We start from the raw sequence: 25,456 nt of genomic DNA, 5'->3' as shown, positions 1-25,456 counted from the left end.
AAGATGGCACGCCCGGCAGGACTCGAACCTGCGACCATCCGCTTAGAAGGCGGATGCTCTATCCAGCTGAGCTACGGGCGCAAGGTGAACCCGGAAAATTGGTCGGGGCAGAGGGATTCGAACCCCCGACATCCTGCTCCCAAAGCAGGCGCGCTACCAGACTGCGCTATGCCCCGTTTTTCCAATCATTCGCACCTCTTTGACTCTGTTAACCGCCCCGTAGGTGGTTGTGTAAGTCGCTGTAGCTGCGAAGTGCGTGCATAGTAATGATACCCCCGGCCCATGTCAACGCTTCTAAGCTATTATTTTTAAAGAAGTTTATCCTTTTGCCTATCTGGGCCCAGAAGTGGCGAAATTATTTCCAACCTGTGCGAAAATGGCGCACTTCGCGAATCCGACCGGATAAAAAGTAAGCGTTTTTAAAAATCGCCTGCTTCCGCCCTTCTATATACAGTAGGTGCTGGAGCAGACTCCGGTCTATTAGCCATCGATTTTTTATTGTTAGAGATAGCATCTATGTCTGCACTGGTTCTGGACGGCAAGGCCCTGGCACAGAAAACTGAAGAAGAACTCTCGGCTCGGGTAGCCGTACTAAAAGAGAAGAGCGGTGGGCAAACGCCAATCCTGGCGACCATCCTGGTGGGTGATGACCCCGCTTCAGCTACCTATGTAAAAATGAAGGGCAATGCTTGCCGCCGTATCGGCATGGATTCCATGCAGGTGGAACTGCCCTCCTCCACCACCACTGAGGAGTTACTCGCCAAGATTGAGGCGCTCAACGCCAACCCCAACGTCCACGGTATCCTACTTCAGCACCCGGTGCCGGCACAGATCGATGAGCGTGCCTGTTTCGACGCGATTAGCCTGGAGAAAGATGTAGATGGCGTGACCTGCCTTGGCTTTGGCCGTATGGCCATGGGTGAAGAGGCCTATGGCTGTGCAACCCCTAAAGGCATTATGCGCCTGCTGGAAGCCTACAATATCGAAATGGAAGGCAAGCACGCCGTGGTCGTGGGCCGCAGCCCCATTCTGGGCAAGCCGATGGCTGCCATGTTGTTGAATGCCAATGCCACCGTAACCATCTGCCACTCCCGCACTCAAGACCTGGCCGAACATATCCGCCGCGCCGATATCGTAGTGGGCGCCGTGGGCAAACCTGAGTTTATTAAGGCCGAGTGGATTAAAGATGGCGCAGTGGTTGTCGATGCCGGCTACCATCCAGGCGGTGTGGGCGATATCGAACTGGGTCCGCTAACTGAGCGCGTTACCGCCTACACCCCGGTGCCCGGCGGTGTTGGCCCCATGACCATCAATACCCTGATCTACCAATCTGTCGATTCCGGTGAACGCAAGATTGGCTAGTTTTATACGACTAGATAAGGCGGTCAGCCAGGTGACTGACCTCTCCCGTTCCGATGTGAAGCGTGCCGCCAAGGCGGAGCGTATCAGCGTAAACGGTGAGATAGTCACCGATCCGGCCGCCAAGGTACAGGCCAGCGATGAACTGTACTTGGACGGCGAGCCCCTGCACGAGCCGGGGCCACGCTACATTATGTTGAACAAACCACTGGGCTATGTAAGCGCGACCAAAGATGGCGAACACCCTACGGTGCTGGACCTGATTGACGAGCCCAACAAAGCCAAGCTGCATATTGCCGGGCGCCTGGATATCGATACCACTGGGCTGGTGCTACTCACCGATGATGGCCAGTGGTCACACAAAGTGACCTCACCGAACCACCACTGTGAGAAAACCTATTACGCTCTGCTGGCAGAGAAAATTGAGGAAGATGCGGTGGCAAAGTTTGCCAAAGGCATCTGGCTCAACAATGAAAAGAAAAGAACCAAGCCGGCCAAGCTTGAGATTCTCTATGCCAACGAGGTGCGCATCACTATCGGTGAGGGCCGCTACCACCAGGTCAAGCGTATGTTTGCCGCCCTGGGCAACCGGGTAATCGAACTGCACCGGGAGAGAATCGGCGATATCTTCCTGGATGAAGAGCTCCAGGAAGGCGAATACCGGCTGTTAACTTCTGAAGAAATCGCTTCGGTACAATAAAGACTATGTCCTCGCTTCTCCTCCAGGAAATCTCACAGGTCCCGAGTGAAACCCTGTGGATCGCCGATGAAAACAGCAAGCCTTTACTACAGCCGGGCTTTCACTTCGAAGGTGACCTTCTTACCAACCGCTGGGATATTGCCGAGCTGGCCCAGGGTAAGGTTGGGCGCAGCTTCTATAACGACTTTCACCTTGAAGAGCTGGATCGCCGCTACCGCCGCATTGTTTATTCGGTCTCCAAGGAAAAAGCCGTCGTTCACCATATCATCAACCAAGCCCCACGGTTTCTCGGTGAAGGCGGTGAACTGGTGTTGTTAGGAGAAAAGCAGAGCGGCATTAAAAGCTATGCGGCTAAAGTTGCCGAGCGCCTGGATGGCAGTAAGCATCTGCAAAAGTACGGCAACGATTATTGCAGTGTTAACCGGGTAGAGCATCCCCAGGGTGGAACACCTATCGGTGAGGAGGATTACCCGCAGCTACGCAGCCTGCCGGAGCTTGGGGGTCTTTATAGCAAGCCCGGTCTGTTTGGCTGGAATAAGATTGATAAGGGCAGCGCCCTGCTGGCCCAACAGCTCACCACCGAGCTTCCCAAGGAAGGTGCCCAAGTCATCGACCTCGGCTGTGGCTACGGTTATCTCAGTGCCCGACTAGCGACACTGGGGAGCTTCCACTTTACCGCTATCGACAATAATGCCGCTGCCCTACTCGCCTGTAAGAAAAATTTTCAAACTCAGGGTATCAAGGGCGTCGTTCTGCCCTCCGATGCCGGGGCAGAGCTGGAAAGCGGTGCTGCGGACCTGGTGCTATGCAACCCGCCCTTCCATCAGGGGTTCCAGGTGGAGGGCGATCTCACCGATCGCTTTCTGCAACAAAGCGCACGGTTATTGAAAATAACCGGTACGGCACTCTTTGTGGTGAATGAGTTTATTCCGCTGTCCAAGAAGGGGCCGCGTTACTTTTCTGAGGTGCAGTTGATCACCAAAGAAAAAGGCTTCTGTGTATACCGGCTGCGCCCTTAGGGCGCAGTTTGCCGGCGTTTATCTAAACTAGGCGAGCAGTCGCCAGGAGACAAAAATCAAATTTGCGGACCAGCTGAGTCGGTAGGATTAGTAGTCGCGCAAATTAAACAGGTTCATCGAGAGGGTGTGCTCCTCCAGCTCTTCCAATTGTCGCAAGCGCTCGAAGGCTTCACGTGCCGAGGGAGTCTCCGCCCCCTGGGCCAGATCCCGGTATTGGTCAGCCAGATAAATCTCAATATCCATAGCCAGTTTGGCAATGTCATCTAGATTATCTATATCGATACTGCGCAGGCGCTGCAGAAACTCCTTCTCGCGCCCTTCCGGGGCAAATTGCACCCAGGTGTGCAAGGCACCTGGCGGCAAATCGGCGTGGAAGTTCTCCAGTGAATGCTTCATGGAGTCTTCCCGTCGTCGAAGCTGATCTAGGAGCAGCTCAACCCGCTTGTTGGTGGCAAGCTGCTCATACTCTTCGTATTGCAGCGCCAATTTGGCATGAAAATCCCTTCCTTCCTGAATAACTTCCTCAACTGTTTTGTACCGCATTAACGAGCCCTGGAGTAATAAGTCGCTAATGTCAGTATAGACAGGCAGTGAGAAAGGGCGCCAACAACACCCAACAAAAAAACGACAGTGGCAGTTTTCTCTTTGCCTATCGAGCCGCCAGGGCGCTCCAGACAGATAACTCAACGCAGAAGTCGATGATGAGCATACAGGCGACAACTGGGGCTACCGGGATTGATTTTAGCTGGAGCGCGCTTCTTCAGCTCCCCCAGTGAAAGCGTTTTCCTACTCACCGCCAGAATATGATTTTCGTATTGGGGCATGTAGGCCATCCAGGCGCCACGCAGACGGCTGTGCAAAGCCTTTTGACGCCAGGCACTGTCTCGGAGCTCCTGAAGATCGCCAAAGTTACTCACTAAAACCCCATCCCGATGCAATAGGCGCATCAAGTTGGCGCACCATTCTTGACTTGCGGGCACGGCGCGCTGTGCCACCCCATGAAAATGACCAAATATGTCATCGATGACCAGATCAAACGGCTCAGCAGAGGGGTTTTGCAGGTAATCTGCCACATACTCTTTGGCATCGGCATGTACCAGCTCTACATCCTTAACTCCGAAGAAGCGGCGGGCCACCTGTAAGTGAACCGGGTCCAGGTCCACCCCAACAATACGTTTCGCCGAAGTGTAAGCCTGTAACAAGCGGATCAAGGCACCGCCCCCAACACCTAACAGCAATACAGAATTCAGACGCTTCTCTGGCAGAAAGAAGGCCGGCAGCAGAAGCAGCTCCCACAGGGAGCCCTTAAGGGGATCGCGGGGATTCCACTGGGAATGGAAAACCCTGTTGCTGTACAAACGTACGCTGGCGCCGTGGTTGCGCACCTCATAACAGGTGTCTCCCACCTGCTTCTGCCACAGTAGTGCCATTAGCTTTGTGGCAGGTCTGAAGATTTCAGCAGCACTTGGGCAAAGCCCTGTAAGCCAGCCAGGTCTTCTGCGGTGAAACGGGCAACGGTCGGGCTATCGATATCGAGCACCCCAAGGCAGTGGCCGTTATTATCGTAAAGTGGAACGACCACTTCAGAAGCAGAAACCGCATCGCAGGCGATATGGCCTGGAAACTGGTGCACATCCTCTACCAGTTGAGACTCACCGCTGGATACCGCCGTACCGCAAACTCCGGCACCTACGGGAATACGAGTACAGGCGGGTTTGCCCTGAAAGGGCCCCAGACGCAGCTCATCACCATACAAAAAGTAGAAGCCCGCCCAATTGATATCCTCCAACTCCATAAACAACAGAGCACTGGCATTGGCAGTATTGGCCAACCAATCCCTCTCGGCGGATAGCAGACCTTCGAGTTGACTATTGAGCGATGAGTAGAATTTATTTAACGACATGGCCGGACGCCCCCTCACAATCAGTGGCTATAAAGCGCGTTTGCCAGACACAGCAAACCCGCGAAATACCTGGCGTATTGTGTGCCAAGAGGCAGGTATTTTGCGGGCTTTACAGCAGGAATCAACCGGTGATTGAAAATTACTGGTAGGGGTCCAGTACCTCCTCTTTTGAGGACTCCCGTTGATATTGGTCTGCATCCATCGTGGGACGTGACCACTCATTACTCTCGCGGTCACCCTGCTCCTCCCCCGATTGGATAGCAGGGGGTGCCTTGGTGACATCGGAGGCAATTAAAGCGGAGCGTTTTTGCTCGAATCGCTTTTCCACGACGGGCTTGGGCGGCATGGAGGTGCTGGACTCCCGGCGGATACGGCTGGCCATAGTGCTTAGCGTTGGTCGTCGGCGCTCGGCCAGCTTAACCGCTTCCAGCTCGCTGTTGAGCCGATTGACCTCTGCCTGCAAATCTCCCATCTGCGCCTGCAGTTCGGTAATCTGAGTCAGTACGCCTTTAACTTTACGGCTTTCCTTCTCATATAAAACAGCGGCGCCGCCGAAGGCCAAAGCAAAAATGACCAAAATGGAAAACTGACGCATAGAGATCTCCAGAAACTTCCCTTGTTATTTTTAAAGGGCATTTTTACCGTATATTTTCTGTATCTTCCGAGATCTCGCGCATAAAAAACAAGCTTTAAGGCTGACTGAAACGACTGCAACAGCCAGCACAGAGTTAAGAGGAAGAAAAATTTATCCGATAGCGACAAAAAGCCCAGCGTTAAGGAAGTGTCTCCAGCAAAGCCTCTATTTTGACGGCCTCCTGATCCACAAAACAATTATTGGCCGAGATAGCTGGGATCAAATAATTATCCGCATATTGGCAGCCGATCATTTCGATGGGTTTTTGCCCGAGCTTTTCTGCCAAGTCGGGAGAATGGGCTTTGCCGGCGTGCAGAGAGTTGAGTAACAAATCATAGCCGGGCTGCCAACACTGCAACCCAGGAAAACTTTTCTTCAGCGCGGCGGCTATACGCAGCCCTTCATAATCCAGATCCCCCCAAAAAAAAACGGGAAGTGAACCCAAATTATCGCCATACCACCACTGTGAAAATTGCTGCCGAGAAACTGTAGTGGCCGAATTAATCGTGCTAAAGCGAGTAATGCCATAATTGCGAATCCGCTCCGCGCCACCCTGATAGCCCTCGCTGTACACCAGCGCCGTAGAGCTGGGCTGCAATTCCGCCAAGCTGATAAAAGTATCCTGGTTCTCTATAAAAATCACCTGCGCAAACTGTTCCGGCAGGTAGGCGTGAAGTAATAACTGGCGCTCGCGAATTTTTCGGCTCAGCTCCGGAAACAGGTTGCGCACCAGGGACTGGCGACTAGGTAAATCAAGATATTTGGAATCCCCTTTAAAGCAGCGCGCGGCCAATTGCCGCCAGGTGATTTGCTCGGCAAAAATCAATTCCCGACTTATCGCGGCCCAGCAGGAGACCATCTCCTCGGCAGAGTCGAAGCCCGCTTGAAGCTCCAAACCCTCTACGGGAAAAGCCGCGGGATTCTCAAAGCGATCGGCATAGGGCTCCAGCAGACTGGTCCAGGCAGACTTGAGCAAGCTGGGGGATGGACGATTGAGCCACAGGCGCAGCTGCTCTTCACTGGCGTCCCGAAAGATCAGCTGAGCGCCCTGCCACTCTGCGACACCCGGTCGCCGTTTAGGGTTCGGTTTTACTGCAAAACATTGATACTCACTGGCAAAGTGCTGCAATTCATTCCACAGCTCTTGCTCGTCTTGGTCGGGGTCTCTGAGGGGCTCCAACACTTCCAACCAGCGCTTACTGCCAGCGCGCAAATCCAGCCTGAAACTAATGCGGGCTTCCTTGCCCCGTTCCAGCTGGCTGTCCCGCCGATCCAGAATAAAATTCAGGATGCCGATTAACAGCGGGTTTTCCTCTACCCAATAGGGCAATGTCTTTTCCATCGGTTGCCTCCCTGCCAATGGAGGGGTTCCCCCCGAAAATACCTATCCCTCTACTTCTACCAGGTCCATAAAATCCAGCGACGCCTGCTGGCGAATCGCGCGGCGGTGATTGGCCCAGAGTTCGGCGATACGCTCCTGGTTGCACACCTTGCGATCGACATACACCCGCGTATTCAGCTGGCCGATGGGCTTGGCACTGGGGCACTTACTGAATACAAACTGATTCGAGATCAGGTCCATAAAAGGCCCCGATTTACTGCTGGGCATAATGAACAGCAGCTGTAGCCCAAGGGTTTCAGTCAGGTAACGAATCACTTCCTTGGAGCGGGACTCATCCATTTTGGAGAAGGCTTCATCCACCAGCACCATTTGCAAATGGCTGCCGCTTTCACCAAAGCGGAAGGCCGAAGTGACCGCTGCGGAGCGGATAATATAAGCCGGCGTTTCCAGCTGACCACCGGAACCGGTGCCGTACTGGCTGAGCGCAATCGGCTCCTTACCTTCCGGTTCCTTATAGATCTCATAGCTGCGGTAGTTGCGGTAGTCGCTGATTCGATCCAGCTCGCGCCGTGCCACCTGCTCGTCCTCACTCAGCAGCATACTCAACAGGCGATCCCGCACCTTACGGTGCTTGGGCGCCAAGTCCGTGTCGAACAGGCTCTGCTCTTCGCCCAGATTCGGCAGTTCAATTACCGCCTTAAAGAAGCTCCAATATTCCTTGAATTCCGCCACCCACTGGTAGTCGAAACGGAAGCGCTCGCGGTCGGCACCAAAGCGGTGATGCTCCAGCTCTTTATTCAGATCATCCAACACGCGCTTACCATCGTTAATGGACTGGTAAATAGCGTGGCACAAGTGGGTTACAAAAGTGGTGTTAAAGGATTTTTTCAATCCCAGCAGTTGATCGTGGCGCTCCACCAGCAGGTTATTCTTCAGGCGGTTGCGCAGGGTCTCTACCTGATCTCCGAGACCGCTGATCAACTTGAACAAGCCATCTTTGTGGCCGCCACTCAAGTCCGGCTCAAACACCAGGGTATCGACGCTGGCACAGGTGGCGTTGTACTCCATCACCGCGCGATCCAACTGGCGACTGTATTTCTCCAGCTGTCCATGCCAACTTTCGATATCCGCTGAGAAGTCGAAGTTGTCGGCGGCGCGCTCTACCTGCTCGTCGGCAGTAACCAGCACTTGCTCGGCATCGAAGGTGGGATCGATGGCGGTAATGCGCCTTACCATTTCCTCGCTGTCACTGGCAGCATCGTCCAGGGATTCCAGCTCGCCAGACAGCGCGTATAAGAGTTTTTCGTTGCTTCTTAGCTTGGTCTCCAGAGAGCCATGCTTGCGCTGGAGGTCAGACAGCTGCTTTTGCTGATCTTTGAGCTGGGCCTTGAGTTCATCGACCTGCTGCTCGAACTGCTCGAAGTCCTTCAGGTCCAGGTTTTCCAGAGCCCGCTCGGCGCTGCGCCATTCCCGCTGTGCCGCCAGGGCGGAATCCACAATGGACAACAGCTTGATATTCGCCAACCCTCGCACCGCGTTGGTGACCCGGCGGTAGAGCTGGTGGCGCTCGTTGACGTGGGCGGCCTCTTCCAGCAACTGCTCCATAGCGCGCTGCTGCGCCGCCAGTGCGCGGGCGCGGGCGCCCTGGCCGAAGACCAGCTCGGCATCGTCCATATCGCAGCGCCACATGCTGTAGTTGCCACTGGCCATACCGTCGGCAGTCAGGCCCCGGCGGGTGCCGCGCAGCTCGTGCTCATCCTCCACCTGTACCACGGCACCGTAGGAAGCGCGCAGATAATGCTCGGCAGTTTTATGGGTGAACTCCATCAGTTCGATAATGGAGCCCGACGGCGTATCCAGGCGCTCCGCATCGCGGCGGGCTTTGTCCCCCTGGATCACACGGGCGCGGTTGTTGCGCCCGGGCAGGCTGCGCACGATGCGAATCGCGCGGGCCTCGTGTTCCGGCTCCACAATAATCGAGAAGCGCGCGCCGCCCAGATAGCCTTCAATCGCCATCTGCCAGCGCTCATCCAGCACTTCCACATAATCACACAGGACACGGGGCTCCGCCTGCGGGCACTGCTCGCGAATTGCGGCCAGGGCCGCTTCCACCGATTGGGGGTAGCGTACGCGGTTGGCCTGGAGATGCTGAATGCGGCTCTCCTGGGTGCGCAACTGCTTTTGCAGCTGCTGTACTTTTTGCTCCCAGCGGGAAGCCTGCTGGGCAATCTGCTCTTTGGGGGAAACCTCATCACCGACGCCAGCTTTGCCACTACTATCCAGCAGGTCGTAGAGGCGGTTCTGTAGGGCCTCACTGCTGGCAGCGCGCTCGCGCAGTGGCTCCAATGCAGCCAGGTCAATCCAGTCCTTGCCTAACAGCTTGTGCAGATCCGGCAGGTCTTCCTCGCGGGCTACCTGCTTGATCGCCTGCACCAGTGCTTTATCAGAGAAAGCGGGAATTTCCAGCTCGGCGGAGGTCGAGTTGAGCAGGTTTAATAATTCTTCGGCAGCCTCACGGTTCTCGCGCCAGCGGGCCTCTTCGGCAGACATGGGGGTGTGCTGCTGGGACAGAAGGCTCAGGGCATTGTTAATACGCTGCTCCAGTTCGTCCTTATTGCGCAGCGCATCAATACCCAGACGCTGGGCTTGAAGCTCTACCAGCTGGCCGTTGAGCTGCTCGACGCGTTCGGAGGCGACGCGCACTTCACGCTCATTGTTGTCCAGATCGCTGCGCAGTTTTTTCTGGTCATTCTTGCCACTCAGATAACTCTTTTGTACCCGCTGCTGGCGATGGCGTGCGCACAAATATTCCTGCACCCGCAACTGCAACCACTGCTCCCGGTAGAGCTCTACCGACTGGGCGATGGCCTCCAGGGAACTGACCCGCTCCACAATCTGGCGGGCTTCCTGCTCCATGCTGTGAATGGTTTTCATCAGTTCGGAGACGGAGCGGATGGCATCACCCAGATCGCGTTTTTCCAACACTTCCTGGGCGACAAAATCGTTGATGCTTTTTACCGGCTTATAGGCCATAAAGTTGGCAAAGGTGCGCGCGGCGTGCATGGCCTCGCGATCGGAGACCGCATCGCGGCGTCCGCGCAGGGCACCGTAAAGGCGGCGCAGGTAGGCCTTTTTCTTGTCGTACTGCTCTACTTTTTCGAACTGCTTGCTCAGGACTTGATTGAATTTATCCAGCGGCAGCAGGTGTTTGCCATCGGTGTAGTCCCGGACAAAATCCCCCATCACCAACTGTTCACCGGGGAATACGAAAAAGCGCAAATCACTTTGGCGAGCCTGGACGGGCTTGCTGCTGTTATCCAGGTGCGCACGAATACCCATCACTGCAGTAAAAGGCTCAGCATCGTCTTCACCGCTGGTGGGATGGAAAATACCGGCGATGTAACAGTCAGTGGGCTCTACACGAGCGTAACTGCCGTCGTCACAACCCAGTACATAGGAAGCTAGCGTCCGTACCTGCTTGCCACCGCGCCCGCGCTGGGTGGTTTCATCCTGCCCCGGGTTAAAGGTAAACAGGGTATCGTGGGCGGCGGTCATCAATGTCTGGATAGCATCAGCCGCCGTGGTTTTACCGGAACCGTTGCCACCGGAAAACAGGTTGATCGGGCCGAAATCATATTCCAACTGCGGGATATTGCCCCAGTTAATCAGGATCAGTTTTTTTAGGAACATAGTCTTTTCAAAAAAACGGTCTTTTCAAAAGCAGGGTCTTTTTGCTGGCGGGAAGCCGACACCCTTCTCCGAGGCTCCCGGGCGCGATTTACGCAAACCCGGACGGTCGAATGTTTTCGATTTTTTATAGCCGCTACTGCGGCCTCAATTTTTAACTAAGAAGCCGCTTCACTCTCAAACAGGCTGTTATCTTCGACTTCTGGAGTGATGCGTTCGAGCGCTTGCTCTTGTTCCGCCTCTTCAGCCTCATCAATTTCATCAGTTTGAGTGGCCTTGCTCTCCACGACGGGCGGGACTTCGCTGTCGATCAGCTGGTGCAATACCGACTCGCTGACAAAGTGGGCGATAGTCGGGCGCACGCGCAGCCACACTTCCGCACTAGCCTCCACCTCTTCGCTGCTGAACTGTACCAAACGCAGCTGGCGCAATTTCTTCAGCAGGTTTTTACGCTCGGCGTGCTTATCCGGCAGGGACATTTTCAGCAGATTGCGCATGCCCAGTTCCAGGGCTTCCATCGATAGCGCGGCGCAACCACTCTCATCCACCTGCCCTTCCCGCAGCGCTTTATCGTATTCCACGCGCAGGGCGAGAATCGCGGCCACTTCCTGCTGACTGAGGCGGGCGCGGAAGCCGCCGTGGTGCGGCTCTTCCTGATCCGGCAGTCCCGGCACTTCGGCGCCGGGCGGATACACTCGGATAAACTGGAAACGGCTGTCGTGCTGCAAACGCAATCCCAGCGGGGCCAACCACTCGCGTACCAGCTGCTCGCAGCGCTGGAAGCGATCGTAAAGCGTGGTTTCGATAACGCTTTCATCCCGGCAGATAACGCCGTAATCCAACAGGCGCACCAGCAGCTCGGAGAATTCACTGCGGTTCAGGCGACACTGCGCCAGGGCCTCTTCCAAAGCCTGTTCAATCACTGTTTTTCAGCTCCAGGATATATTCGTCAAATTCGGTGAAATAATCATTGCTGGCGATTTCACCGGTAAATTTCACCTGCAAGTCGGCGGCACCGCTCTGGTTCACCGCCGCCGCTTCGATCACATGGCTCATAGCGAGCAGATCACGCGCATCCCGCAATGGCAGGTTGCGGCTGTTGATCTGGCGGCCGGTGCCGAGGGCATCGCTCAGATAATCGCGCAGGTTACTGTTGTTGAAGTTAAACGCCTGGTCGAGCAGTTGTTGCAGCTCGATCTCGCGGCGGTTCTCCTCACCGATGGGGGTTTCATCTTCGACCCGGGTATTTACCGGTTGGCGGCGGTTGCGCTGCCACAGCTGGGTTTGCTTGGGGTCAAACAGGCGCAGCTGGAAGCCGCCCAGCTGTTCGCCCAGCTGTTCGAGGATATGTGTTTTTTGCTGGCTCTCACCGAGACGCTGGCACAGGTCGGCAAACTCGCCCTCGGCCTGGCTGTGCAGGTAGCTGAGCTGGCGAATAATAATATCCGCGCGCTTGGTAAAGCCCTGTAGTGCGCGGCGCAAAGCGGGCAACTTCACCTCGCAGGCACGACGCATGCGGTCCTCGATGGTATCGAGCATTAGCCACAGCAGGGAGTGGCCCGGCTGCATCAATTCCGGCAGCAGCTGGCGCAGGCGCTTCTCCCACTCCGCTTTCTGCATATCCTCCTTTCTGCGAATGCAGTCAATCACCCGATTGATGGAATCGCGATGTTTTTCCACGCTGTCCGCAGACAAACGGATAGCCAGGTCCGGCTGGAAGCGGCTCTCCATAAAGGAGAAAAACTCATCGGTAGCCTGCTGCACCAGCAATTGGGCCTCCACCTCGCACACCATTTCCCGCTTGCGCTCTTCCAGCTCGGCGATCATATCGGTGAAATCCGCCACGATACGCTCGGAGTATTCCCAGGCATCGATCAAGTCGTGTATTTCACCTCGGCTGGCAAAGGCCTCCAGGGCATTCAAGGTGTTGCGGGTATTGCGGTGGCGGGTGCGCACGCGAGTGCCATTCACTTCCACTAGCGGCTGAGTGAAAAGTCGGCCTCGGCGGCTAAACGGATAGGTGGCGGTGAGCGTGGCGCTGTCCACCTGCTTCTCCAGCCAACCGAATTCCACCAAACTGTTCAGTACCCAGACGGCCTGATCGCGCAGGTTGCGGAAGCGGCCCTCGGGGTCCTGCACTCCATCTTCACTATCGAGTTGGGGCGCGCGGGTCAGGGCCTCGGCAAAAATTTCCAGGATCTGCTCGCGCAGCAAAGACTCACCGTAGTCAGCCTTGGCGGTGTACAGACGCTCATACAAAAGACGCAAGCACTCAACCACCTGTTCGCGGTATTTACCGGTCAGCGGGCGGAAGAAGTGCTGGTAGGAATCGACGAAGAACAACGACTATAGGCCCGCTTATTCCTCTTCCGGCTTTTGGTTGAAGACGCAGTACTTGGTGTAGTCGCGTCCATCATCCAGGGTCCATTGGCCCTTGGGCACCTTATCCATTTTTTCACACCAGGCATCGGAGCCGCGCTTGGGCTCACAGGCGGTCAGTGCGACAAGGGCAACAGCGGAGCAGATCAGAACGAGTACTTTTTTCATAGTTCGCTTCTACAAATGAAATTCGAATGGCTTTTTCTCCCCAGCTGCGACCAGACAGGGAGAATCAATAGGCGTAGTTAAAGGATGTCGTTTAGGGGTTAGAGACGCCCTACTCGCGGCGCCACTTAGTGCCCTCACGGCTATCCTCAAGCACCACACCCTTGGATTTTAACTCTTCGCGAATCTCATCGGCGCGGGCAAAGTCACGGTTTTTCTTGCTCTGCACGCGCTCTTCAATCAGCACTTCAATTTCCTCTGCGGAAATAGTTTCTTCGCCACCGCGGGCCTGCTTGAACCAAGCTTCCGGGTCTTGCTGCAAAATGCCAAGCATTTCACCGGCCGCCAGCAACAAACCTTTTAGGCGTGCTTTATCGGCGTCTTCGGCCTTGTTCAAATCGCGGGCAATCTGGTGCAATTCGCTAATGGCGATCGGCGTATTCAGGTCGTCTTCCAGCGCTTTAAGGAAAGCAGTGTCAGTCAAATCTGCCGCTTGCGCCTCAACCACTGCGGTTTCACGCAGTGCACCGTAGAGGGTATCCAGGGTGCGCCAAGCCTGATCCAGCAGGTCAGCACTGAAATTCAGTTCTGAACGGTAGTGGGCAGATAGCAGTGCGAAGCGCAGTACCTCGCCAGGGTAAAGCGCCAGCAGGTCTTTGACCATGCGGAAGTTGCCAAGGGACTTGGACATCTTCTCGCCGTCGATATTCACGTAGCCGTTGTGCATCCAGTAGCGCACAAAATCCACGCCATTGGCGCAGCAGCTTTGGGCGCGCTCGTTCTCGTGGTGCGGGAAGGTCAGGTCGCGACCGCCGCCATGGATATCGATAGTGTCACCCAGGTGCTTCTTGATCATGGCCGAGCACTCCAAGTGCCAACCCGGGCGCCCACGGCCCCAGGGGCTGTCCCAGCCGGGCTCGTCATCGGCGGACGGCTTCCACAGTACGAAGTCGCCGGCGTACTTTTTGTAAGGCGCTACTTCCACCCGCGCACCGGCGAGCATATCGTCGAGGGAGCGCTTGGACAGCTGACCGTATTCCTGCATGGACTCCACCGCGAACAGCACATGGCCCTCGGCGGCGTAAGCGTGACCCTTCTCCAGCAGGCTTTCGATCATCGCGATCATTTCCGGCAGGTGCTGGGTGGCGTAGGGAACGATATCCGGCTCCAGGTTATTGAGCGCGGCCATATCCTCGTAGTAAGCCTGGGCATAGCGGGCAGATAGTACAGCGATTTCCTCGCCGTTATCCCGCGCGGTCTTCATGATTTTGTCGTCAATATCGGTGATATTGCGCGCGTAAATCACATCGCTGAAATTTCTTTTCAGTACCCGGTACAGGGTGTCAAACACCACCACAGGGCGGGCATTGCCAATATGCACGCGGTTGTACACGGTGGGGCCACACACATACATGCGCACCTGATCTTCCACCAGTGGTACGAAGGGTTCTTTCTTCCCGGAAAAAGTGTTGTAGACCTGTAGAGACATCTTTTCTCTCAAATTCTTTTTGCTGTGTGGCTGGGCCAGCCCCTGACCCAACCGCGAAAACTGCCGCTCGGGCAGCTCTCCGCTTTGCTATTTGTTTTGCTCTTTGGCCCAGCTGTCGCGCAGACCAATGGTGCGGTTAAACACCGGCGCTTCTGCGCTGCCGTACTTGCTGTCGCGACAGAAGTAGCCGTTGCGCTCGAACTGGTAGCCCCGCTCTGGTTCCGCTTTGGCCAGGCCGATTTCCGCCTTACAGCCTTTTAGGATTTGCAGGTTGTCCGGGTTTACGCAGTCGAGGAAGTTCTTACCGCCGGCATCCGGCGCCGCATCGTTGAACAGGCGATCGTAGAGACGCACTTCGCAATCGACATTGTTATCGGCAGATACCCAATGAATCACGCCCTTCGGCTTAACACCGTCGGCCGGGTCCTTACCCAGGGTGTCCAGATCAACCGAGCAGATCACCTCAACAATTTCACCGGCATCATTCTTCACGACTTCTTCGGCAAAGATCACATAGGCGTTGCGCAAACGTACCTTTTTGCCCAACACCAGGCGCTTGTACTTCTTGTTGGCCTCTTCGCGGAAATCCTCTTTCTCAATATAGAGAGTGCGGCCAAAAGGAAGTTCACGGGCCGGCAGATCATCGCGCACCGGGTGGCCGGGTGCTGACAGCATCTCTTCCTGGCCTTCCGGGTAATTTTTCAGGGTGACCTTCAAAGGCTCCATCACACACATGGCGCGCGGTGCATTTTTATCCAGATCGTCGCGAATGCTGTATTCCAGCATGCCCACATCGACAACTGAGTCGGAGCGGGTTACACCGATCATCTCGCAGAAGTTGCGAATGGAAGCCGGGGTAAAGCCGCGACGGCGCATACCGGACAGGGTCGGCATGCGGGGATCATCCCATCCGTCTACATGGCCTTCGTCTACCAGTTGCTTGAGCTTGCGCTTGGACACCACGGTATAGTTGAGGTGCAGGCGGGCAAACTCGTACTGACGCGGACGCGAGGGCACCGGCAGGTTCTCGATCAGCCAGTCGTACAACGGCTTGTGATCTTCGAATTCCAGGGTACAGATAGAGTGGCTGATACCCTCAATCGCATCACACTGGCCGTGAGCGAAATCGTAGCTGGGGTAAATGCACCACTTATCACCGGTCTGGTGGTGAGCCATCTTTTTGATGCGGTAGATAATCGGGTCGCGCAGGTTAATATTGGGTGCGGCCATATCGATCTTGGCACGCAGGCTGCACTGGCCCTCTTCCATTTCACCGTTGCGCATCTTTTCAAACAGCGCCAGGTTTTCCTCGACGGAGCGATCCCGGTAAGGGCTGTTCTTACCCGGCTCTTTCAGCGTGCCGCGGTAGTGACGGGCTTCTTCTGCGGACAGATCGCACACGTAGGCCTTGCCATCTTTAATCAGGTGCAGTGCCCACTCGTACAATTGGTCAAAATTATCCGAGGAATATTTGGCCTCGCCATTCCACTCAAAACCGAGCCAAGAAACGTCGCGCTTAATCGCCTCGACAAACTCTTCCTCTTCCTTAGCGGGGTTGGTGTCATCAAAACGTAAATTGCAGGTGCCGCCAAACTCCTGTGCCAAACCAAAGTTCAGGCAGATGGATTTGGCGTGTCCAATATGTAGATATCCATTCGGCTCCGGTGGAAAGCGGGTTGCCACCTGGGATACCCGGCCCTCTGCCAGGTCTTCGCGAATAAGGTTCTGTAAAAAGTGAGCGGGCTTGCTCTCGGATGTCATAGGATTCTCTTATTTACAGCTGTGCGAACATAAACGGCGAATTATACCCTAGTTGAGCCACAGAATATCCTATTTAGCTGAGCGCCAGACGATGATTTTTGCTGTTGGCGCACACTTTTTAGGCAATCCATTATGATATCGCGACTCGGCGTTTTACAGCTCCTGACTAAAAGGTATCATGCCGGCCGAAATCAACCCTCATAGGACATTTTATGATCACCTTGCACACTACCCACGGAGATATTGCTATCGAACTGGATTTCGACAAGGCCCCAAAGACCGCAGCCAACTTCCTGCAGTACTGCCGTGACGATTTTTACACTGGGACCATTTTCCACCGGGTGATCGACAACTTCATGATTCAGGGTGGCGGCATGACCCCCGACATGGAGCAGAAAGAAACCCGCGAGTCCATTGAAAACGAAGCGGACAACGGCCTGAAGAATGACACCGGCACCCTGGCCATGGCCCGCACCATGGACCCCCACTCCGCCAGCTCCCAGTTCTTTATCAATGTAAAGGACAACGACTTCCTGAACTTCCGCAGCAAAGACACCCAAGGCTGGGGTTACTGCGTGTTCGGCAAAGTGGCCGACGGTATGGACGTGGTCAATAAGATCAAGAGCGTAAAAACCGGCAGCAAGGGCTTTCATCAGGACGTACCCATGGAAACCATCGAAATCACCGGTATCAGCATTTCTGACGACTACGCAGACAAGTAATTTTTCGAGCCCATTTAGGCTCTAAGGCGGGGACATTGTCTATTTATTTTATTTCCGATCTGCACCTCGATGAGAACCGACCGGAGATTACCCAGGCTTTTTTTGATTTTCTGCGCGGCCCCGCCGCCGGTGCCGAAGCACTGTATATTCTCGGCGACTTCTTCGAGGCCTGGATTGGCGATGACGACGATGCCCCCCTGATTGAAGAGGTGGTGCGGGAGTTAAGCCACTACAGTGGCACCGGGGTGGAACTGTACCTAATGCATGGCAACCGCGATTTCCTGCTCGGTACCGATTTTGCCCAGCGCACAGGTGCGGTGCTACTGCAAGACCCAACTACCCTCACTTTGGCTGGCCGGCAGGTTCTCTTAATGCATGGCGACAGCCTCTGCACTCGCGACGAGGAATATATGACTTTTCGGCGCCAGGCGCGGGACCCCAATTGGCAACAGGGGTTGCTGGCCAAGCCTTTGGAAGAACGCCGCGCTATCGCCGCACAGATTCGCGCCGCCTCCAAAGCCATGAATAGTCGCAAAGCGGAAGACATCATGGATGTTACCCCTGAGGAAGTGGAAAGAGTGATGCGTGAATACAACGTAAATACCTTGATCCACGGCCACACCCACAGGCCCGGTCGCCACCCCTTCTCACTTGATGACGCTGCAGCGGAGCGCATTGTACTGGGAGACTGGGATCGCAATGCCTGGTGCCTAAAAGCGAGAGGGGAAACATTGGAACTGATGCACTGGCCAATCGGCTGAAGCAGGGCTATCCACATCCAGCTTCCCAATAGTTAGTGACAGAGCTTTTGTTCGAGCTTCACAGCCTCCGCCAAGAGGCGCAGGCTGTGGCGCAGGCGCTTCGCCCCACCAAAGCGGAACCCTTTGGCCTGTAAATAAGCGCAATCCATTATTGCTGGCCGCTCCCCCTGAGCTTCCGGAGGCAGAGGGCTAGGCTTTCCCAACATGGACTGCAAAATCTCCGCCACCTCTCGGAAACTCACTAGGCGATCACTGCAATTCACCGCCCTCCCCTTGGCATCCGCCTCCGATAGGACCAACTCCACTGCCCTGGCGACATCTTCCCCATGCACTTCTGTGGCAACTCTGGTTTGAGTGAAGGGCTCACCGCTCACCACTGCGCGAGCAATGTCATACCACTTACTGCGCTCGAGGGGATTCACCACACCATAGACTCCGGTGAGACGCAGGGAGACCGCATGCCATTGACGCTGCTGGGCCCAAGCGGAAACCATCGCTTCCACCGCCGATTTGTAAGCCCCATAAAATGTATCGGGCAAGGCCGCCTGATGCTCGTACAAGTTGCCTCGCAAACACCCCGTCGCGTACACGGCCCTGCTGGAAATAAAAACAAATTTATCCACGGAGGCAGTATGAGCCACTTGCATCAGTAGCAGCGTACTGTTCAGGTTAGATTGGAGATAACCGGAAAGATTCTCCCCTTCCCCACCACGATAACGCCCAGGCAAGTGATCATAGGCACAGTGCACTATCGCATTCAAACCACTAACAAATCTGGATAGAACTGCACGATCCGCCATATCGCCAGCAACCCACTCAAAGTTGCTACCTGTAGCAAAAGGAAATAACCCAGATTTATGACCTGTGCGGGATAGTGCTCGCACTTTATAACCATGATCGAGAAAGTAACGGACAATAAACTGCCCCACATAGCCACTGGCGCCAGTGATGCCGATATTCACTGGGCACTACTCACTGATTGACTCTGCTCATGGGTCAACTGCTCGATTCTCGCACCGATATCACGACCCTGATTGACTGCCCACCACAATTCGATCAAGGGTCTGAGCTGCTCCATTTTCGTATGGTCCTTTTGCCAGGGTTTTTCGTATTGATAGTGAATCACATGGATGCTACTCCACAACCATAATTGCGGTAGATTCAGATACAGATATTGCAAGGCATTGTAGATATAAGGCATACCGTGCCAGCGAGGGAAAAATGCCTGCAGAAAAGTCTGGTCCGTGCGCCGCCAAAAAGCGCCCGGCTTGTCTAACAAGGTCATCATTGCTCGGTAGGTTTCTACACAAGGTACGGCGGTAAACAGGCCAGAATTCATTCGACCAAAGCCGTCCAAGTTTTCATAGAGATTGGGCGCGGCACAAAATTCAGGGTATCCCATCAGGTGGTCGATATTGCGCAGTACCAACATATCTGCATCGAGAAAAATTAGCTTGTCATATTCCTCCAGCTGCCAGAGGGACAGCTTGCAAAAATTATTCAGTGGAATATGGAACCTCGGTTTTTCCCCCTTATCAAAAGGCGCGCGCATGTGAAGTCCTGCGCGCTCGTGGCGCTGGATAAATGCCTCAGAAAAATCTGGTGGGCTGACCTCCCGCACCAGGCATCCAGATAATTCCAGCGGTTCCGTATCCACAGAATCGGCAACCACCATTGCTATCAAAGGGTATGCAGCCCTCACCCTTTCCAGCGAACGTTTTAGCGCAACCGCACCAATCACATAATCCTGGCTGTTTACGAGGGTAATAAAGGCACAACGAGACATGGTGGCTACTGCAATCTGTTTAACACTAGTTAGGTATACGCACTGCCTGACACTCAGAAATGCCCGTGGGAGACTCACAGGGGAGGCATTTTCTCATCCGCTCCATAAATTGAGCGAAGGCACCAGCGATCTGCAATGCTCTCCACCTGCTTAAAGCTGAAACAGTTCACATTATAGATAAAGCTCGCCCGTAACTGGCCGCCATAAACTGCCAGTGAGAGGTAAATTCCGTAAGGGGTGAGACGCGTTGGCAGCGGGGTCGTATGTATTTTCAAATTCTCACTAATTTCTACCCACTCTGAAGTTTCGCCGGTATACACAGCGGTAAACCCTTCATGATGCTCCTCCGCCTGAAGAAAAGTAATTAGAAAGCAGCTTGAGGCGTTAAGGTTGTGACCGATACTGCCGTGAGGGCCAATTGAATCAGCAGCGTAGGCCGTGCGCATCGCATGCCGGATCTCTCGTGACAGGCGCACGAGTTTTTCTGACCAGGATTCATTTCTGCAAACTGACAAATTGCCATAGCGAAACATGGGACCAAGAATATAGCGGTGCTCTCGCTTTAAGCGCAGAGACAAGCTGGTATTTAGCCAAAAATCATGATGAAGAAATTCACATAAAGTTTGCTCGTAGGCGGCGCATAAGAAGACAAACAAGCTGATTTCTGCATCACTGACATTGGCTTGAATCTGCGTAAAATCGGCTCCGTCAATATTGAGAATCACCTCATCACAATTAATTGAGACAATCTCTTGGTGCGAAGCCTGCCAAACGGCTTCTCTCTGCAGCTCTAGCTTATTGCGCCAATAGTAACTGGCTTTTTGCCCACGCTCCGTCCCAAGATATGTCTCTTCAAAATTGATATAGTCGGCAAAATCGGTGGACTCCCCGCGGGGTTTATAGGATTTCCCTGCTCCCATTGCCAGGTAGGCAGCTAGGGATTCGGCCCACAACAGAGACAGACTAATGCCATCGGTAATAATGTGGTGGCACTTGGTCAAGAAAATATATTCATCCTCACCGGTGCGAAAAAGGCTGAGGCCTAGCAGCTGGTCCGAATTTAAATCCATGGGGGAGCTGCTGAACTGGCGCAGGAAGCTGGTGATATGCGCCTCACTCATATGGCGAATATCCATGTAGTCCAGTTCGATATCATCAAAACTTCGAATAGCCGGCTCATCCCGGTAGCGGCATCGGAAAATAGGATAAGCGTTTACAACCGTGGGCACAGCCCGCTCAAACAGTTCGACATCTACGTCCCCCTTAATACGCATGGCGCGGGTAATCAGGTCCGCCAGTACCTTGCGGTGATTCAGGTTGTAAATACTCTGCTCCGTAATCGACAGAGGCACATTCGCAGAGCAATCCCAGCCTGGCATAGGAGTTCCAGTCGTCGGCTAAGAGTTAGTGGGCCGAATCAAATTCTGGGCCCCCTCAAGTACCTTGTGCAGGTGTGGTGTCTCAACATCTGGAGTACTTTCCTGGACTTTGTGGGTGCGCCAGTAAGAGCGACACGGGATCAGGTCTGCATTGCAGCGATAGGCATATTTACCTGCTACTTCAGAGATTTCCTCCAGTAATCCCTGGGCCAAAAAAGTCGGCTTTAACCCCAGGTTACAGAGGCTGGCATTCTCCACAAATAAATCATTTTCCGCAGCCTCATTGCGCGGATTGTCGACAAATGCCACCTTGGCTCCGCTCACATCGGCAATCATTTTGGCGAGATCACGCACCCGATGGGTTTCGGTCATTTGGTTCATGATACGCACCCGCTCTCCTGCGGCGGGAGGAGAGTTGATCGCCAGTTGGATACAGCGCACGGTATCGGAGATATGAATAAATGCACGGGTTTGCCCGCCGGTACCGTGTACAGTCAATTCATGGCCGGTAGCGGCTTGCATCAGAAAGCGGTTCAGTACAGTGCCATAATCACCGTCATAGTCGAAGCGGTTGATTAGGCGCTCATCCAGGGAGGTTTCCACTGTTTGTGTTCCCCACACTATCCCCTGGTGTAAATCTGTAATTCGCACACCATCATTTTTGTTGTAGTAGGCAAAGAGCAGCTGATCCTGGGATTTCGTCAGATGGTAAATACTGCCAGGGTTAGTGGGATAGAGTATCTGCTGGGACACCCTCTGGCCGTCAGCCATCGGTATTTCCACATCCAGATAACCTTCTGGAATCTTCATGCCCGCAGAGCCATAACCATAAACTCCCATAGTACCGAGATGAACGATATGGCAATCGACGCCGGCGTCCACCACTGCGGCGAGAAGATTATTAGTGGCATTGATATTGTTGGAAACGGTGTAGCGTTTATGACGCGAGGATTTCATGGAATATGGCGCTGCGCGTTGCTCAGCAAAGTGCACAATAGCAGCGGGCTGGGTCTCGGCAATCAACTCCATTAGCGGCTCGTAGTCACAAGCCAAATCCAGCCTGTGCAGCCCGATATTTAGCCCGGTCGTCTCCCACCAACACTGCAAGCGCTGCCCAATACTCTCAATCGGTGTCAGGGATTCCACCCCCAACTCCTCATCGATACGACGCCTTGAGAAGTTATCCACGATAGTGACCCTGTACCCCTGCCGCGATAAAAACAAGGCCGTAGGCCAACCGCAAAAGCCATCTCCCCCCAACACCAGAATATGGGCATTACCGTTTTGCCGCATATTAACCTCCCCAGAGAAAAGTCCGCGCCAAACACCAAAAGATATGAATAAATAATATACAAGACCGCCGATTAGGTTACCGTCAAGTAAGTGAATAGTGTCATCGATTAGCCCCTGTAAGACACAAACTAGATAAGGCTAAGGGATAGCGCCTGGTTTTCTTTAACAGCCGATAAGGCGTGAATAACGAACCCTGCCGGGGGTAATCCGTTGACCCTTTTTACGTCATAGTTGTCCCCCTAAGATTACTATTTATTCGTCGGTACTCACCAAGCAAAGGCAAATCGTGATAAACCGCCAGCCAGTCATTTAATCAATAGTCACTAAGATTCTCTTGATTTACGTCACTGCCCCATTGCATGATCCACTCTAACTAACCTCAGGGGAGAGGAGTGCGATCCAGGTGATTAATAACCTGAACAAACGCGTATTAATACTCGGCGGCTACGGCAACTTTGGCGCGCGCATTGCGCAAATGCTGAACTCCGAGCCCAATATTCAGCTGATTATTGCCGGCCGCAACAAGGCTCTGGCAGACCAGTGTGCCGAAGGACTCGGCGGGCTCGCCGAAGGTTTACGCCTGGAGAGAGATGCCGTCAACTTGGCTGCGCAACTCAAAGCCCTCCACCTGGATCTTTTGATTCACTGCGCAGGCCCCTTCCAAAAAGAGAGTGATTATCGGGTTGCAAAAGCCTGCATTGAGTCACGCACGCCCTACATTGATATTTCCGATGGTCGTCGCTTCGTGTGCGATTTTCACCGCCTGTCCCCCGCCGCAGAGGCCGCAGGCATTAGTATGGTATCGGGCGCCAGTAGCCTACCCGGGCTGAGCTCCGCCGCAATCGCCGAGATCCAGCTTGAACTGCCAGTGATTCACTCCGTAGACATTGCCATAGCACCTGCACACCGAATAGATCGTGGCTTGGCGACTGTACGCGCTGGCTTTGAATCCCTTGGCCACAGCTTTCCACAGCTGCAGAGCGGCTACTGGCGCGAATCCCACGCAGGGAAAAATCTACGCCCCATCAACCTGGCCCACCCAGTGGGCAAACGCTGGCTGTGCGACTTTGATGTGCCCGACCTAGAGCTCTGCCCGAAGTATTTTCCCAAGATGCACAGTGCTCGCTTCGCCACTGGCCTTGAGCCTCTAACCCTGCAAATCGGCCTATCCGCTTGCGCCCAATTGGCGCGCCTACAACTACCGGCAACCACTGCGCGCCTAGCCCAGCTTGGCCATAAGATCAGTGACCGCTGGCCGGGAGGCACACCACACGGCGGCATGATCGTGCGTACTACAGGGGAAAATGCCCATGGAGAAAGCGCCTCGCGCAGCTGGCAGGTATTAGGCCTAAATGGCGATGGCCCCTGGATTCCTGCAGCCCCAGCGGCAGCACTAGCGCGTAAGTTTCTACGCGGAGAAATGGAAGAGGCAGGAGCAAGAGCCTGCTGGCAGTTACTGAGTCTGGATGAGATTCTGCTTGAACTGAATGATCACTCAATTGTTACGGCTATAGAGACCCACTCCCGCGAGCGAATGCCAGCACTTGCCGGCTAGGGCGGTAACCAGGCCAACGCTGGTGCAAAGTGAATGATTTGCGCCCATCCCCACTGAGAGTTTGCTGATATTTTTGGCGCAGTAATTCAAGCAAACTCGGCCTAACAGCCATTCTCTAAAATAAAACGCCACCGATCACTGAGTTTTTGCACGGTGTCACGGCTGAAACAGTTGGCGTTATAGACAAAGTTACTATGAAGGTGCCCACCGTAGGCCGCAAGAGAGAGATAGATTCCATAGGGTGTAATTCGGGTGGGCAAACTCATTGAGCACATTTTTACTCTCTCATTTAAATTGACCCAGTTCGAGGAAGCATCGTTATAAATCGCTTGTAGCCCCTCCTGCTGTACCTCTGTTTGCAGAAAGTTAATCAAATAGGTGCAGGGAGCAGGCAGGTTATTGCCAATAACACCATGGGGACCAATCGAATCAGCCACGTAAACCGTTCGTACGGCATACTGGATTTCTTTGGCCAGCCGCCGTAGTTTTCCCTTCCAGGTTTCCTCAGCAACCACCGCCAGGTTTACCTGGCGAAACATTGGCCCCAAAACCTTCCGATGTTCTCTTTTTATCCGCAGTGACAAGCTCGTATTCATCCAAAAATCTTTTTGTAGGAGTTCGAATAAAGCCTGCTGAAATCCTGCGCACAGATAGACAAAGTGACTGACCCCGGCAGCCCTTGCCCGCTCTTTAATATGGGAGAACTCTTTCTTATACAGGGTGCAAACCAAGTCTTCACAATACAGAGAGACTCCTTTCCCTGATGAGGCCACTTCAATCGCGCCTCTTTGTCGGGCCAGCTTATTTTGCCAATGTTGTAGAGCTTTTTGTCCCCGCTGGCTACGGATGTAGTTATTTTCAAAACCCACGTAATCGGCGTAATCAATGATTTCGGGCTGTGGACGGAAACCAGCCCCGCTCTCAAGGTCCAGATAAGTGCTCAGTATCAACCCCCAAAGCAGTGACAAACTAATCCCATCGGTAATAATGTGATGACACTTCGTTAAGAAGATGTATTCATCCTCTCCGGTACGGATAAGGCTTAAGCTCAACAGCTGATCAGTATCCAGTGCTATTGGCGCATTACTGTATTGGGTTAAGAAGCTCTTTACATGAGAGTCACTCATGCCCCGAACATCCAATATATCCAATTCGACATCTGCAAAAATCCGTCGAACAGGCTCGCGGGTATAGCGACAACGAACAATAGGGTAAGTATTGACAGTTCGTTGAACCGCCTCTCTGAACAGGTCGATCTGGAGCGCGCCCTTGATACTGATTGCACGGGCGATCATATCTGCCAAGGCTTTTCGGTAATGTAAGTTGTAGATACTCCTCTCGGTAATCGATAAGGGTACATCCGCAGCATGCTTCCATCCCGACATGCTTATCTCCCATGAACGCTCAATCAATCTTATTTCTGCCAGAATCTTGTTAGGCGACTACTGGAATGCTCAGGCAAAGGACTCATCCATTCGCAAAGACCCACCCCCATACCACTCGACCTTCAAGCCTCAATTGA

General features: G+C 54.1%; 22 protein-coding genes and 2 tRNA genes. 6 read left to right on the top strand and 18 right to left on the bottom strand.

The features are described from left to right. Positions 1–4 precede the first annotated feature (4 nt). Both ACJJIV_RS19295 and ACJJIV_RS19290 read right to left on the bottom strand, forming a co-directional pair. Positions 5–81, bottom strand: a tRNA-Arg gene (locus ACJJIV_RS19295). Positions 82–99: 18 nt separating this feature from the next. Further along, positions 100–176: transfer RNA gene (locus ACJJIV_RS19290), tRNA-Pro, on the bottom strand. Positions 177–516: 340 nt separating this feature from the next. Between ACJJIV_RS19290 and folD the strand changes: the two genes are divergently transcribed. From folD to ACJJIV_RS19275, 3 genes are read left to right on the top strand one after another with little or no spacing between them, the layout of a single operon-like run. Beyond that, positions 517–1,362: a bifunctional methylenetetrahydrofolate dehydrogenase/methenyltetrahydrofolate cyclohydrolase FolD gene (folD, locus tag ACJJIV_RS19285; protein WP_444890009.1), complete on the top strand. Its 846-nt coding sequence runs from the start codon at positions 517–519 to the stop codon at positions 1,360–1,362. Continuing rightward, positions 1,355–2,059, top strand: coding sequence for a 16S rRNA pseudouridine(516) synthase RsuA (gene rsuA, locus ACJJIV_RS19280; RefSeq protein WP_444884484.1), 705 nt, complete (start codon positions 1,355–1,357; stop codon positions 2,057–2,059). The genes folD and rsuA overlap by 8 nt, the downstream gene beginning before the upstream one ends. Before the next feature lie 5 nt (positions 2,060–2,064). After that, the gene (locus ACJJIV_RS19275) at positions 2,065–3,078 is read left to right on the top strand and encodes a class I SAM-dependent methyltransferase (protein ID WP_444890008.1); all 1,014 of its coding nucleotides are present in this window, start codon (positions 2,065–2,067) and stop codon (positions 3,076–3,078) included. A gap of 87 nt (positions 3,079–3,165) precedes the next feature. Here ACJJIV_RS19275 and ACJJIV_RS19270 read toward each other — a convergent pair whose 3' ends face one another. From ACJJIV_RS19270 to ACJJIV_RS19220, 11 genes are all read right to left on the bottom strand, one after another. After that, on the bottom strand, positions 3,166–3,621 hold the full coding sequence (locus ACJJIV_RS19270) for a hypothetical protein (protein WP_152453116.1): 456 nt from the start codon (positions 3,619–3,621) through the stop codon (positions 3,166–3,168). A gap of 140 nt (positions 3,622–3,761) precedes the next feature. Further along, positions 3,762–4,508 (bottom strand): methyltransferase domain-containing protein, encoded by a 747-nt coding sequence (locus ACJJIV_RS19265; RefSeq protein ID WP_444890007.1) that lies wholly within the window; start codon positions 4,506–4,508, stop codon positions 3,762–3,764. Continuing rightward, positions 4,508–4,981, bottom strand: coding sequence for a free L-methionine (R)-S-oxide reductase MsrC (msrC, locus tag ACJJIV_RS19260; protein WP_444890006.1), 474 nt, complete (start codon positions 4,979–4,981; stop codon positions 4,508–4,510). The genes ACJJIV_RS19265 and msrC overlap by 1 nt, the downstream gene beginning before the upstream one ends. A 139-nt stretch (positions 4,982–5,120) precedes the next feature. Beyond that, positions 5,121–5,576: a hypothetical protein gene (locus ACJJIV_RS19255; protein WP_444890005.1), complete on the bottom strand. Its 456-nt coding sequence runs from the start codon at positions 5,574–5,576 to the stop codon at positions 5,121–5,123. Positions 5,577–5,754: 178 nt separating this feature from the next. Continuing rightward, a complete protein-coding gene (locus ACJJIV_RS19250) occupies positions 5,755–6,957 on the bottom strand; it encodes a Wadjet anti-phage system protein JetD domain-containing protein (RefSeq protein ID WP_444890004.1) in 1,203 nt (400 codons plus the stop codon). 42 nt (positions 6,958–6,999) lie between these two features. Then, a complete protein-coding gene (locus ACJJIV_RS19245) occupies positions 7,000–10,647 on the bottom strand; it encodes an ATP-binding protein (protein WP_444890003.1) in 3,648 nt (1,215 codons plus the stop codon). A 155-nt stretch (positions 10,648–10,802) separates the two neighbouring features. Further along, positions 10,803–11,567 carry a DUF4194 domain-containing protein gene (locus ACJJIV_RS19240; RefSeq protein WP_444890002.1) on the bottom strand — a complete coding sequence of 255 codons (765 nt, stop codon included), beginning with the start codon at positions 11,565–11,567 and terminating at the stop codon, positions 10,803–10,805. Then, positions 11,560–12,987 (bottom strand): Wadjet anti-phage system protein JetA family protein, encoded by a 1,428-nt coding sequence (locus tag ACJJIV_RS19235; RefSeq protein WP_444890001.1) that lies wholly within the window; start codon positions 12,985–12,987, stop codon positions 11,560–11,562. Before ACJJIV_RS19235 ends, ACJJIV_RS19240 begins: the two co-directional genes overlap by 8 nt. A gap of 15 nt (positions 12,988–13,002) precedes the next feature. Continuing rightward, entirely contained in the window at positions 13,003–13,191 is a 189-nt protein-coding gene (locus ACJJIV_RS19230; RefSeq protein WP_252082097.1) for a DUF3012 domain-containing protein, read from the bottom strand. A gap of 109 nt (positions 13,192–13,300) precedes the next feature. After that, a complete protein-coding gene (gene cysS / locus ACJJIV_RS19225; RefSeq protein ID WP_444890000.1) occupies positions 13,301–14,677 on the bottom strand; it encodes a cysteine--tRNA ligase in 1,377 nt (458 codons plus the stop codon). Between the two features lie 87 nt (positions 14,678–14,764). Further along, entirely contained in the window at positions 14,765–16,438 is a 1,674-nt protein-coding gene (locus ACJJIV_RS19220) for a glutamine--tRNA ligase/YqeY domain fusion protein (RefSeq protein WP_444889999.1), read from the bottom strand. Positions 16,439–16,650: 212 nt separating this feature from the next. Here ACJJIV_RS19220 and ACJJIV_RS19215 point away from each other — a divergent pair, with 212 nt between their 5' ends. Both ACJJIV_RS19215 and ACJJIV_RS19210 read left to right on the top strand, forming a co-directional pair. Continuing rightward, complete coding sequence (locus tag ACJJIV_RS19215) at positions 16,651–17,160, top strand: peptidylprolyl isomerase (protein WP_252082100.1); 510 nt, start codon at positions 16,651–16,653, stop codon at positions 17,158–17,160. Between the two features lie 35 nt (positions 17,161–17,195). Further along, on the top strand, positions 17,196–17,921 hold the full coding sequence (locus ACJJIV_RS19210; RefSeq protein WP_444889998.1) for a UDP-2,3-diacylglucosamine diphosphatase: 726 nt from the start codon (positions 17,196–17,198) through the stop codon (positions 17,919–17,921). A gap of 32 nt (positions 17,922–17,953) precedes the next feature. Here ACJJIV_RS19210 and ACJJIV_RS19205 read toward each other — a convergent pair whose 3' ends face one another. The 4 genes from ACJJIV_RS19205 to ACJJIV_RS19190 all read right to left on the bottom strand — a co-directional run bounded on the left by ACJJIV_RS19205 (position 17,954) and on the right by ACJJIV_RS19190 (position 22,379). Then, positions 17,954–18,883, bottom strand: coding sequence for an NAD-dependent epimerase/dehydratase family protein (locus ACJJIV_RS19205; RefSeq protein WP_444889997.1), 930 nt, complete (start codon positions 18,881–18,883; stop codon positions 17,954–17,956). Next, a complete protein-coding gene (locus ACJJIV_RS19200) occupies positions 18,880–19,707 on the bottom strand; it encodes a glycosyltransferase (protein ID WP_444889996.1) in 828 nt (275 codons plus the stop codon). Before ACJJIV_RS19200 ends, ACJJIV_RS19205 begins: the two co-directional genes overlap by 4 nt. Positions 19,708–19,781: 74 nt before the next feature. Further along, complete coding sequence (locus ACJJIV_RS19195; RefSeq protein ID WP_252082104.1) at positions 19,782–21,086, bottom strand: condensation domain-containing protein; 1,305 nt, start codon at positions 21,084–21,086, stop codon at positions 19,782–19,784. An 18-nt stretch (positions 21,087–21,104) separates the two neighbouring features. Continuing rightward, positions 21,105–22,379: an NAD-dependent epimerase/dehydratase family protein gene (locus tag ACJJIV_RS19190; protein WP_444889995.1), complete on the bottom strand. Its 1,275-nt coding sequence runs from the start codon at positions 22,377–22,379 to the stop codon at positions 21,105–21,107. 403 nt (positions 22,380–22,782) lie between these two features. Here ACJJIV_RS19190 and ACJJIV_RS19185 point away from each other — a divergent pair, with 403 nt between their 5' ends. Beyond that, complete coding sequence (locus ACJJIV_RS19185) at positions 22,783–23,934, top strand: saccharopine dehydrogenase NADP-binding domain-containing protein (protein ID WP_444889994.1); 1,152 nt, start codon at positions 22,783–22,785, stop codon at positions 23,932–23,934. Positions 23,935–24,035: 101 nt separating this feature from the next. Here the strand turns inward: ACJJIV_RS19185 and ACJJIV_RS19180 are convergent, their stop codons facing one another. Next, positions 24,036–25,319 carry a condensation domain-containing protein gene (locus tag ACJJIV_RS19180; protein WP_444889993.1) on the bottom strand — a complete coding sequence of 428 codons (1,284 nt, stop codon included), beginning with the start codon at positions 25,317–25,319 and terminating at the stop codon, positions 24,036–24,038. Positions 25,320–25,456 lie beyond the last annotated feature (137 nt).

The organism is Microbulbifer mixtoriginis (SeqCode) (genome assembly GCF_052466765.1).
This window is presented reverse-complemented; position numbering and strand designations above follow the sequence as displayed.

Coding starts and splice junctions, on each gene's coding strand:
- ACJJIV_RS19215 (WP_252082100.1), top strand. CDS start 16,651: ATGATCACCTTGCACACTACCCACGGAGATATTGCTATCGAACTGGAT.
- ACJJIV_RS19250 (WP_444890004.1), bottom strand. CDS start 6,957: ATGGAAAAGACATTGCCCTATTGGGTAGAGGAAAACCCGCTGTTAATC.
- ACJJIV_RS19220 (WP_444889999.1), bottom strand. CDS start 16,438: ATGACATCCGAGAGCAAGCCCGCTCACTTTTTACAGAACCTTATTCGC.
- ACJJIV_RS19255 (WP_444890005.1), bottom strand. CDS start 5,576: ATGCGTCAGTTTTCCATTTTGGTCATTTTTGCTTTGGCCTTCGGCGGC.
- ACJJIV_RS19180 (WP_444889993.1), bottom strand. CDS start 25,319: ATGTCGGGATGGAAGCATGCTGCGGATGTACCCTTATCGATTACCGAG.
- ACJJIV_RS19195 (WP_252082104.1), bottom strand. CDS start 21,086: ATGCCAGGCTGGGATTGCTCTGCGAATGTGCCTCTGTCGATTACGGAG.
- cysS (WP_444890000.1), bottom strand. CDS start 14,677: ATGTCTCTACAGGTCTACAACACTTTTTCCGGGAAGAAAGAACCCTTC.
- msrC (WP_444890006.1), bottom strand. CDS start 4,981: ATGTCGTTAAATAAATTCTACTCATCGCTCAATAGTCAACTCGAAGGT.
- ACJJIV_RS19275 (WP_444890008.1), top strand. CDS start 2,065: ATGTCCTCGCTTCTCCTCCAGGAAATCTCACAGGTCCCGAGTGAAACC.
- ACJJIV_RS19270 (WP_152453116.1), bottom strand. CDS start 3,621: ATGCGGTACAAAACAGTTGAGGAAGTTATTCAGGAAGGAAGGGATTTT.
- ACJJIV_RS19200 (WP_444889996.1), bottom strand. CDS start 19,707: ATGTCTCGTTGTGCCTTTATTACCCTCGTAAACAGCCAGGATTATGTG.
- ACJJIV_RS19245 (WP_444890003.1), bottom strand. CDS start 10,647: ATGTTCCTAAAAAAACTGATCCTGATTAACTGGGGCAATATCCCGCAG.
- folD (WP_444890009.1), top strand. CDS start 517: ATGTCTGCACTGGTTCTGGACGGCAAGGCCCTGGCACAGAAAACTGAA.
- ACJJIV_RS19265 (WP_444890007.1), bottom strand. CDS start 4,508: ATGGCACTACTGTGGCAGAAGCAGGTGGGAGACACCTGTTATGAGGTG.
- ACJJIV_RS19190 (WP_444889995.1), bottom strand. CDS start 22,379: ATGCGGCAAAACGGTAATGCCCATATTCTGGTGTTGGGGGGAGATGGC.
- ACJJIV_RS19230 (WP_252082097.1), bottom strand. CDS start 13,191: ATGAAAAAAGTACTCGTTCTGATCTGCTCCGCTGTTGCCCTTGTCGCA.